Source organism: Alistipes sp. ZOR0009 (assembly GCF_000798815.1).
Classification (GTDB): Bacteria; Bacteroidota; Bacteroidia; order Bacteroidales; family ZOR0009; genus Acetobacteroides.
On the sequence record NZ_JTLD01000079.1, the window covers coordinates 1 to 4,709 of the forward strand.

A 4,709-nucleotide genomic window follows, 5' to 3' on the forward strand; every position below is an offset into this window, starting at 1 on the left:
TTGTCTTGGTTCGTCTTCTTACGCGCTGCCGTTCGGGTAGCGCAGGCTTGCACTATAGGGTAGGGAAGTGGAAAAGTTGCTACTATTTCCCGTATTTGGACGATAATAGCAGCTGCAGCCCAAAGGTTGCACTAGTACCCAGTGTGGAGTGCATATATGGGTATAGTGGAAATAATCGCAGCTAGCTGCGATTAAACAGATGTTGGCGGTAATTAAAAATACTTGAAATGTTGAAAGTAAAAACTACAGAAGAATTTACCAATTCGGAATTTGGCAATGAATATGTGAGGATTTTAGCGCCACTTGCCGGAAAGCATATGGGAATCTTCCTTGATGCAATAAAGAATAGAACTGCTGATAATTTAGACTATAATCTTATTGGAACGGCAAATGAAATTACATTAAAAAAAATCAGTAATTATTATGGACTACTCCATACTGTCTTTGAAGACCTTGGTTTAGTCTTGTCATTTCTTCGAGTTAATGAACGTAGTAAACTTTATGAATTATTTCCAGAACTTGAAAATGATGAGCAATACTATGTTTATCATCTGGAGAATTATATAATTAGAATTAGTACAGTATCAGATTTGGTAGGGAAACTAGGGAATATCCTATACAAAACTGGAATTGATGATGAAAAATGTAATGGTCACAAATTTAAAGAAGCCCTAAGCAAAATCGGCAGTTCCAAAACTGCTATGATTGAAAAGTTACTAATAAGAACAAAAGAAATCAAAGATATACGACATAAGAAAATCCATACTGGAGAAAGTGAACTTCCTTATTTAACAGGAATCGTTTTCTATAGTGATTTAATGAAATTAATTAATGAAAAAGCTTCTCCAATACTAGATGAGTATACTGATAAAAATCTTATTGCAGAGATTGATAAAATTGAGACAGAGATCTTTGAAGTTATATCAATTGTAAACGATTTTCTAGATGCCTCAATAGATAAGTTAAAGGATTTAGTAAAAGAAGAATAAAATAACTACCGCCAACACACGGTATAGTCAACAAGCTGGTGAAGTGGTAGCCGGAAGCTTACTGCGCCGTAGCAGCCGCAGTGCAGGCTGAGAGAACGGAAGCCCGCAATGCTTGTTACCCATACCGACAAGCGTTGGGCCTCATTCTGAGAGATGTCATTGCTAAATTGAGAAAGAAATTAAAATGGCAAGCTACAACGATTTTAGACATAAAATAGAGCTAGTCGATTTAGTTTATGATATTAATAGTGTCAAATTAAATAATACAAAACAGTTAAGTGTCACTTTATTTAGATAAACCAATGAGTAATATTAATTTCTTCAATTTTAAGACTATTGTTTTCGATTTTGATGGAACAATAGTTAATTCAATGCCTTTTCATGTTAAAGCACTCAATAAGGCTTTAGATGAAAACGGAATCGATATTAAAGTCACAGAAGATGATATAAAAGGAATTGGGACAGAAATAGTATTGAAAAGTCTTAGTGAAAACAATCCCCTAAAGAAAACAATTATAAATGAGAAAGTAAATAAAATAAAAAAAAGGAAAAAGGAATTGTATGAATTATATATTATAAATGGTGAAATAGAACTGTTTTCAGGTACTGTAGAACTTTTGGAATTTTTAAAATTGAAAGGTGTAGAATTAATATTAATTTCTGGTTCAGGCAGACAAAGTGTAACATTGTTGATTAATAAGTTTAAATTAAAAAGATTTTTTGAAGAAAGAATTGTTGTTAAAGAAGATGTAAAAAACGGAAAACCCAAACCAGACTTATTTAAAAAAGCAATCGAAAAATCTGCTGTTAAAAATCTTGAAAAAACACTTATAGTTGAAGATAGTGAAAATGGATTAATAGCAGGTATAGCGGCTGGTGTAAATAATGGAATTCTTGTTAATCAAAGTATAAATAATAGTAAATCTAGTTGGGGTATATATGCTTCAATTACAGAGTTGTTTAAGCAAATAGTTAATGATTATATAGATAATAATGAATCCATATTATTGGATTTAAAGGAAAAAAACAATATTTTTTTACCAGATGACTATTCGATTGAAAGTGATAAAGAATTTTTTTTTATAGTATCATTAGGTAAAGAATTGCAGTTACCTATATACCTACTCCGCATTGGAGGCCCTTTATTAGTTAGAAGACTGATTAAAGATCATACAAATATTTTATCTAAATATTTGCAAGATTGTAAGACTATAATCCTAATTTCAAATCCTTTGGGTTATGAAGCATTAAAACGATTTGATGCAGAAGATAAAGATAATTATGAAATTAGATACACCCAAAATGAAATTATTGATTTTGCAGAAAATCTATTTGATATTCGCTGTAGATCAAATAAAAATCAGATAGAAATAGGATTTCATGAAAATGAATTACTATGGAGTTGCGGAATCGTTGAACAGTATTTATCAATAGTTAGGGCTTATTATGATAAGGGAACTGGTCACGATAATTCAGTTAAGTCTAAAAGATTTCTTTTTAATGAAAATGAAAAACTAGCAGAATCATTTTTAGATTATTTTAAAGGAATTCAAAGTAATTCTAAAATTAAATGGTTAAAAGACAAGAGAATTTTAAAAGATTCGAGAAGGCAATTGCCTAGTTTATTTAAAAGTAATATTAAGTTATTTGAAACACCTGTATTACCAGAAAAGGGAATGTCTGATATTATTATTCCAGATGATCATGTATGGAAGATATGCTCTGATGAGAGTGTTACAATTATAGAAAGTAATTTCTATAAAGATTATAGTGATAGTCAAAAGTTAAGTAAATATTTTAGGCCTGTTAAAAGTAAATCTTTAGAAACAAATACTGGTGATTTAGGAAATGTTTTAGCCTTAGAAAAGATAAATGGTTTGTCTCTTTTTGATATTGTTTGTTATATAAACAAATGGGATAACGATGATTTAAGGAACAAATTATTAATATCCATAATAGATGATTCTATAATGGCTATTAAAGAATTTTGGCATATTTCAAAAGATTTATCAAAGAATAAAAAAATACAAGCCAATACTTATGATTATCAAGGAAAACTTGAAAAAAGTTATGATGAAATTGAGAATATAATATATCTACCAAATATTAAAGGAGAACTAAAGGATTTAGGACAATGCCTTAAAGAATTTGTAGATAAATCAAACAATAAAAAAATATTTAGAGATGCACATCTAAAAAATAGAATATGGAAAACAAACATGGGGGTCAATGATTTCTTAATTTTTTTAGTGCATAACAAAAATAATTTTGATGAACTTTTAAAAGATATATATGATATAGATTTTGAAACCGTAAATCAAGTTGTAACTCCTTGGGAAGATGGGATTCATATTTTATTTTTTGAATATAGTGGTTATGATTTGTATAATACTGACAATGATCCAATAAAATATTATGAAGCAAAGTTTAATGAGGAAGTGATTTATCCCGAAATATTTCTTAAAACTATACTTGCTAGATCTTATAGAGAACTTTGCAGAAGAATCTGGTATTATAAATATATGCCCAAAACTTTTAATAAAAGATATGGCAATGAAACTCCTAGATTTTTTTGTGACTTAGGTATTCATGCGTTGGAGAGATTAAATAAAATGGGTATTGAATATAAAGAAATCTCATTTTTTTTAAAAAATAAGATAAGTGATCTAGATGGTATTTTTGACAAAGGAGATGAAAGTCCTATACCTTTATCTCTAAAAAATAATGAAATCAAAGAAAACAATAGTTCTAGCCAAACAAACAAAGTAATACCTACTGTATTTATTTCCTATTCATGGGATAATAAAGAGCATGAAGAATGGGTTTTGAATTTAGCTACTAAACTATGTGAAAATGGAGTAAATATAGTTCTTGACAAGTGGGACTTGGTTAAATTAGGACAACTTTTACCCGATTTTATGGAAAAATCAATAACTAAGTCTCAAAGAGTAATTTGTATAATGACACCAAATTATAAAAAGAAAACGGATAATCTAGCGGGTGGTGTAGGTTATGAGTATTCAATAATTTCGGCTGAGATTTTTACCGATGATATTAACACATCTAAATTCATCCCTTTGTTTAGAAAAGGAACAGATTCAGATGCAATTCCAACAATATTAAAAGGTCGAAAGTACGTTGATATGAGGAATGATTTTCAATTTGAAGATAAATTTCTACACGAATTATTAAGAGATATTCACGATGAACCAAAATTCAAAAAACCAATAATTGGGGAAAAGCCGATTTTTGGTTAACAGAAAAACAACGAAAGCACAATACCTGGTATAGCCACCAAACTGGTGATGTGTTAGTCATTAGCTTACCACACCGCCGTCTCACTATGCTGGCAGGCTTTGCCTAATTCGGCGGCAGATGGTTGTTAGGCAGTCTCGGCCTTATATCACTATTAAATGCCAATCCTAGCAAGCGCGCCACCACTATTCGATAGAGGGAACTTAGCAGCATATATAAAAGAGTCTGCGCTACTAATCAATCCCTATTCCCAACAAAACGTTAGCCATTAGTAGCCGCTGCATTGTCTGCGTTGTTTGGCAAGTCAGCATGCCGACTATATCTGGCTCTCTTAGATACGTAAACGTAGGTTGTTGTTTTATTCATATTGTTTTGCCGTGTTTTATCTGTAGGCTAAGACCTTGTAAAGGCCAGTTTTTTGTTTCTAGCGGCCAGCCTCAAGGTTCTAGCGGCTAGCCGCAGGAA

General features: G+C 30.8%; 3 protein-coding genes. All 3 read left to right on the plus strand.

Translation table 11 applies throughout. The annotated features are described in order from the left end of the window. A partial coding sequence (locus L990_RS20440) for a hypothetical protein (RefSeq protein WP_231562295.1) occupies window positions 1–185 on the plus strand: 185 nt, incomplete at its 5' end. Between the two features lie 42 nt (window positions 186–227). Then, complete coding sequence (locus L990_RS16265) at window positions 228–989, plus strand: Cthe_2314 family HEPN domain-containing protein (RefSeq protein WP_047451629.1); 762 nt, start codon at window positions 228–230, stop codon at window positions 987–989. A gap of 302 nt (window positions 990–1,291) precedes the next feature. After that, window positions 1,292–4,246: an HAD-IA family hydrolase gene (locus L990_RS19460; protein ID WP_052181100.1), complete on the plus strand. Its 2,955-nt coding sequence runs from the start codon at window positions 1,292–1,294 to the stop codon at window positions 4,244–4,246. Window positions 4,247–4,709 lie beyond the last annotated feature (463 nt).